At 62.5% G+C, this 6,122-nt stretch carries 4 protein-coding genes; 3 read left to right on the top strand and 1 reads right to left on the bottom strand.

The features are described 5' to 3' along the window. Positions 1-127 precede the first annotated feature (127 nt). Genes ACIQ7H_RS21555 through traN form a run of 3 tightly spaced genes read left to right on the top strand, consistent with a single transcriptional unit; the run spans position 128 to position 5,237 of the window. Positions 128-331 carry a carbon storage regulator gene (locus ACIQ7H_RS21555; protein WP_395795445.1) on the top strand — a complete coding sequence of 68 codons (204 nt, stop codon included), beginning with the start codon at positions 128-130 and terminating at the stop codon, positions 329-331. Continuing rightward, positions 328-1,407, top strand: a complete 1,080-nt coding sequence (locus ACIQ7H_RS21550) for a TraU family protein (RefSeq protein WP_395795443.1) — start codon at positions 328-330, stop codon at positions 1,405-1,407. The genes ACIQ7H_RS21555 and ACIQ7H_RS21550 overlap by 4 nt, the downstream gene beginning before the upstream one ends. Beyond that, positions 1,389-5,237 (top strand): conjugal transfer protein TraN, encoded by a 3,849-nt coding sequence (traN, locus tag ACIQ7H_RS21545; RefSeq protein WP_395795441.1) that lies wholly within the window; start codon positions 1,389-1,391, stop codon positions 5,235-5,237. The genes ACIQ7H_RS21550 and traN overlap by 19 nt, the downstream gene beginning before the upstream one ends. 181 nt (positions 5,238-5,418) lie before the next feature. Here the strand turns inward: traN and ACIQ7H_RS21540 are convergent, their stop codons facing one another. Continuing rightward, positions 5,419-5,808 carry a hypothetical protein gene (locus ACIQ7H_RS21540; protein ID WP_395795439.1) on the bottom strand — a complete coding sequence of 130 codons (390 nt, stop codon included), beginning with the start codon at positions 5,806-5,808 and terminating at the stop codon, positions 5,419-5,421. Positions 5,809-6,122: the final 314 nt, after the last annotated feature.

Here is a 6,122-nt window from a genome sequence, read left to right as displayed (position 1 = left end):
GTCCATTTGCTTCAGGAGGATGTGCGCACGCGCTTTTCTATCGAGCGTGTCCCGACAGTGGTCACCGCAGACGGCCTGCGATTTCGTCTAGAGGAGTTCGTGGTCGTCGGCCCAGTTGCCGCGACTGATGCGCTGTCGCGGGACAAACCGCATGTGCCGTGACGACGAGCGAGGGCATCTCCACATGGTGTGCCGGCCGGGGGAGCGCGTGCGAATTGGCCAGGACGTCGACGTGCAGATCGTCGAAGTCGAAGGGCGGTCCACACGCATCGTCGTGGTCGCGCCTCGTGACGTGCCGATTCTTCGCTTGCTGGAACCCAAAGCACCATGAACTTCATAGCGCGTATCCGCGCCGCACTTTTCGGTCTTGCTTTCCTGATGCAGGCGTGTGGGGCTCTTGCGCAGGATACCTCCGGCGATATTGCCGGTGTCGCCTGTCCCGATGCGGGACTGTTCTCGCAGGGTGGCCTCGTCTCCAAAGTGTGCACCACCTGCTACTTCCCCATCTACATCGGGGACTCGCTGCCAATCGGTGGGAACACTCAGCGCAAACCTGACGATGATCCATCGAGCGGAACTTGCATCTGCCCCGGTCGGATCTTCGGCTACCCAACGCCTGGGGTGAAGCTCGGCATGTGGCAACCCACCCACATGATTGAAGTCGTGCGTCAGCCCTATTGCTCGCCCGCGCTGGGCAGCCGCATCTCGGGATCTACGTCGAGCTCTACGTTTGCGATCGCCAAGCAAGGCGGCAACGGCGTCACGTCTCCGGACCACGAGCAGCACACCCCCTCCTACTACAACTTCCACTACTGGAAGTTTCCCCTGTCCGTCCTGACCGACATGGTCACGGACACGGTCTGCGTGGCTGAGTCCGGGGGCGGGGACATGGACCTTGCGTATGTCTCCGAGATAGATCCGACGTGGAATAGTGACACGCTCGCCATGTATACCCATCCTGAGGCCGTGTTGTTCAGCAACCCGATCGCAATCGCGAGCTGTATGGCAGACGCGGCTGCATCGACCCTCTACAAGCCCATCCCGATGATGTTCTGGTGTCATGGTGCCCACGGGCATGCATATCCCTTCACCGGCCACAACAACGTGTCCGACCCCGCCAACTCAACATCCAGTGCAGCGTCTCGCGCGCTGGCAGCGCTTCACCGGCGCGGCATCGCGAAGCAAACCTACGGGACATGGGCGGTCTGCAGAGACCACTCGAATCCCACGCTGCCTCGTCAGCAGTACAGGCTCCAGGCGATGTTTCCGATCCCGGAGCTGCCGAACAACCACTGGCTGGGTGCACATCCATCGAGCTGGGCGGGCGGCCAATTCAACCTCCCCGGGGTGGGTGAGGACTTTCTCTATCTGGTCTGGAGCTGGCAGACGTGCTGCATGAACTTCTGAGGCACCGAACGATTCCTTCGCTGCTGTCGGTGGTTCTGCTGCTGTCGCCGTTGGTTACGGTCGCTCAACCCAAGGCAGAAGCACCCGCCAAGTCCAATCAGTCGATGGTCGTGGCCGGCCGTGAGGGTGCGGCCTTGGGCGAGACTCTACGCTTGGGCGCGCCAAGGCCAACGTACAATCAGGAACAGGGTGTAATTGTTATTCCTGGCGTCGACCGCATCCAACTTGAACAGTTGACCGGCGTCTCCGAAGAAGATGCCGCTGCGGCGAGGGTGCGCCTCGGCGCCCTGAACGGGGCCAGCACAGATGAGCTTGATGAGGCGGGTGCGCAGGCAGTTCGTCAGCTTGAGACCGACCCCAGCCTCACAGGCGACGTGCATCGGCTCCTACGTTCTCAGGACGAGGAGGGCTACTCAGCGATCGATCAGGATCCGGCCCTTCAGGAATCCCGCGAGATTCTGTCGTCGTTGACCACCGTTCGCGAGCGATCGGGTGGGACCGAGGACATCGCCACCTCCGCACTCTCCTCATACTCCGACTGCGGTGTGGGCGTCACGATCCGGCCAGGCAGCAATGCGAGTGCAGGGGAGATTTCCTACGAGGTGTGTGAGTTCCTGCGCGAGCGCCCGGACGTTATCCGCGAGCGCCGCGTTGAGATCGCCACCAGGCCCATCGAGATGGATCCCTACCTGAATCCTCTCGTCGTCCGGGACATCACGGTGCCCGTCACACTGCCTGTTCCCCAGAATGCTCTGTCCTTCGAGTTCGACCACACCTGGACTGGCACGGTTGCCAACGTGGAACTGCTGGAGGAGCCCGTCGAGGGAAACGGTTTCCAAGCACGCTTCCGCGTGATCCACAACGGCGAGGCGTGTGCCGGGGTCCCACCGGACGAGCCGTGTGCGGGACGAAGCCAGAGTGTATCGATTCGGTTTGTCGGCTCCTTTACGAGGCTTGAAGAGGAGCTGGTGTGCTCAGAGGAGAACTGCTTGCTCGATTCCGACGGATTCGCATCCGCGGATTGGAGATGCCTGGACGACGATCCTCGAACGATTGGTGAGGTCGTGATCGATTCGTCGTTCCCGGGCCTTGAGCCTCTTTTCCCAGACTCCACCGGCCTCTGTTGGCGCGCAGAGTCGCGCTATCAGCATCACTACGCTGAAGGTGAGATCTGTTGGGACAGCCCGACCGGTGAGCAGTGCTTCGATCAGGAGCAACCGGTTTCGGGAACCAACACCTGCCCGCGAATTGCCCAGCTCACCGCCGGCGGGAACATCAGCTGTCGGCCGACCCAGAGAAATTGCGCAGAGGACGGCGCCGGACACAACGGCTTTTGCTACGTGGAGAGCGTCGGACACACGTGTGCTACGCGCGTTCGGTTCCAGAACATCCGCGTCGACACCACGAACAACTGCGCAACATCGATGTCGTGCATGGGGGCAGAGTGCGCGCCCAGACTGCAACAAGAGATCGCGAACGCGGGCAATGTCGACATGGCATCGTATGGCCGCCAGCAGGCCTACGGTCTCCTCGTGCATCACATCCTCAATGACTACACGCCCAAGCCGAACCAGACGCCGCCGGCCCTCATCTTCGACGGTCGTCCGAGTGAATGTCGCAAGGCGCTGGGAGGGGCTACGGACTGTTGCATCGCGGAAGTCCCTGGAGCCCAGACCCTTTGGTTCGATCTGTACACCCGGGCGCAGCGTCAGCAACATGCACTGACCGCGCACGCTCTCGCTCCGACCATGCCAGGCACTGCTGTGTCCCTCGCGGGTGGGTTCGTGTCGTCCGATGTGCTCAACAAGCCCTTCATCAGCGATCGCGAGACCATCGCTGGCGGGCCGACAGCAAGTCTGAGCGGCACCAGCGGAGGCATGTCCATCCCGGACATCCTTCCGGAGTTCCTTCGCTTGGCCAAGAATCAGCTGCAACTCTCTGGCGGTGCACATTGCTCCGCGAACGAGTTTGACCTCGCGGCACTGCGTTCAATCGGTGCGTGTTCGTTGGTGGGTACGAGGTGCGTCGGCATCGGGTGCCTGGACAAGCGAGATGTCTACTGCTGCATGAACAGCCCTGTGTCGAAGAACGCGCGCGAAGTCATGGGCGCCGGCGACTTCGGCAGCGCGAGAAACCCCACGTGCGCCGGCGTGACACTGGAGCAAGTTCGTAGTGCCAACTGGACTGGCAGCAACCTTGATGATCTCGTCGCTCGCCTGAGTCGAGTCGGCTTGCTGCCGGGGCCCGATACTCTTCTTGCTCAGACATCCCAAGAGAGTGTGACCGGTTCTGGCTCCACGCTCGCCGGCCTGACGGTCGCGCGCCAATCCGTTGGACAGCGCTCAGCCCAAGCGCTCGATAGCTTCAACGATCGCGCAGTCGCTGCCTCTCTCGAATCGCAGGCGCGGGCTGAACTGCCCGGTGCCGCTACCCCTGTCAGGCATGCGGGCGTACTGGAGTGGAGCCCGGGCTTCGCGACGGTTCGTGGAGACGAAGAGGGGGCCCTGGCGGTGCGCCGTCTGGGCTCAGAGGGGCGGGTCAGCGTCTCATGGTCGACGCGCCCCTTGACGGCGGTGCAGGGCAGAGACTTCGACACCCAATCGGGTGTGCTGATGTGGGAAGCCGGGGACACAGAACCAAAGCCGGTGGTGGTGCGCGCGAAGCGGACTGCACAGACGGGCACCCCCACAATGCCGATCGAGTTCCAAGTTGTGCTGTCCGCTCCTACGAACGGCGCCATGGTCGGAGCGCATGGCACCGCCATCGTTCGAATCGCCGCGCCGCACCGCGAGCCGCCGAATCCGTTGAGACCGACGTTGAGGATCACCAAGCGTGCTATCCAATCGGGTGTCTCCCCTGAGATTGGAACGCAGCCAATGATCCTCTGGGAGATCGCGGTAACCAATCGCTCGACGGAGTTCGAGGCATTCGTGTCCGTTGTAGACGAGCTCGCCAGCGCTCACATCGCGGAGTGGGTGCAATGCCCAGGCCTACCCGAAGCGGGAGCGAGCCAGAATCCGACCTGCAGCAACATCACAGTCCCTCGCGGGCACACAGCGATTCTGCATCTGAGGACCACGGCGCTGGGTAGTGGCACCTGGGGTAGCTCGATCACGAACCGGTGCTCAGTCACGGGTGTCTGGCGTTCCGCGCCGGGCAGCGTGTGGGGTGGGCTCTCTCGCGGCCATGTCGAAAACGAATGCCAGGCAAGTGCGAGCTACCCCTCCACGCCTCCACCGCCGCCGCCGCCGGCGTGCCTGTCTGCCGGACCGCTCGCTCCCGCGAGCGTGACTGGCTACACGGTCACCTGGAACGATCTGTTCGCCAGCGGACCATTCCCAAGCTTCAGCGTTGCGGCGCCGATTGGTAGCTTCAGCCTCGATCGGACTCTCGAAGGACCGATGTCGGATCAGTTCTACATCACGTTCCCGATCCAGCTCGAAGCGAACAAGCGCTACGGACTCAGACACTCGCAGAGCACGCACATTGAACAGGGGCCACCCGGTCAACCCACACCCTGGTACCCAGGGGGACGTTCTCGACGTGGGACGACTTTCGTTTCGATCAGCCCTTGCAAGGGGGACCTGCGACCGCAGTCAATCACCTCGTCGGATCCGTTCGTCCGGCTATGCAGGGGCATGCACTACGACAGCACGCTGTTCTTCGGGACGCGTGGCCAGTTCCATGAGTGCAACCTCGTTCCGGGCGAAACCTATTGGGTCACCTATGCGATGGTCGACCCTGGTCAACCGACAACCCCCTTCCGTCGATCGTGCGCGCTGCCGCACTTTGAGCGCTGCGAGGTCGTGGTTGATCTGGTCGAAGAGTGACCAGTAAGTCCTGTTAGACGGAACAAAGACGAAGGCCCCGGCATTGCCGGGGCCTTTGTCGTATACGGTGGTTCCTTTTTTTGTGGGAACTGTAGTTCAGGCTTCAGACCAATCCTGTGCGCTCAGCAGAGCCATTCACCACGGTGGACCCGCGTGTCGTTGAGACCGCTTTCGTACGGCCTCACCGGTAAGCCGGTGCTACGGTATCCGTGCAAGTGATCTGCGCCTCGCGGATGTTTGCGTAGGCGTCACCGATTCGTTCGAGGGAAACGAACAGGCCCAGCTCTTCTGAATCTTCGAGCTGCAGGATCGTCTCTCCCGTCTTGTCTTCCAGGACCAGGCCGATGCGGCGTGGCCGTGGGTCGCCCTCGATCCGCGCATAGCGGGCTTTCCCGCTCAGGATCAAGTCGCGCGCGGCGCCGCGGCGTAGCGTGGCGTCAACGCGCCGGCCAAAGAAGGCGTTGCGTGCGGCGCGATCCTCAGGCGTCAAAGTTTTCAACTTCCTGGGCTCGCCCAGCAAGTCGCCGAAAGCGATGCTGTCGGATTGGTGCAGTGTGGCGCTTGCTTCCATGGAGGTCTCCTCGGTGCGGACGCGGGGACCCCCTTGGCGGGGAAATCCCCGCGAGGGTGTAGGCACGTGGCCTGTGTGTGCCTCAATTTCTGGGTGGGCAACCCGAGCAGCCGAAGCTGCGTGAATGAGGGGCTTTTTCGATCCGCCGATGGTCCGCCAGCGCCTTGAAAATGCCCCCCGCAGTGCGGGGGGGTGATCGTGAGATCAGGGGAAATCAGCCGCAGGAGCCGACATGGCCGCAGGCCTCGCAGAACTCGCAGCCGTCCTTTTTGACGACCGTGCGGGTACCGCCACATTCGCCACAATCCTTGTGG

This window comes from Aquimonas sp., assembly GCF_044377145.1.
GTDB lineage: Bacteria > Pseudomonadota > Gammaproteobacteria > Xanthomonadales > Xanthomonadaceae > Aquimonas.
Note: the sequence above shows the minus strand (reverse complement) of the source record. Positions and strands in the feature narration are given on the sequence as shown.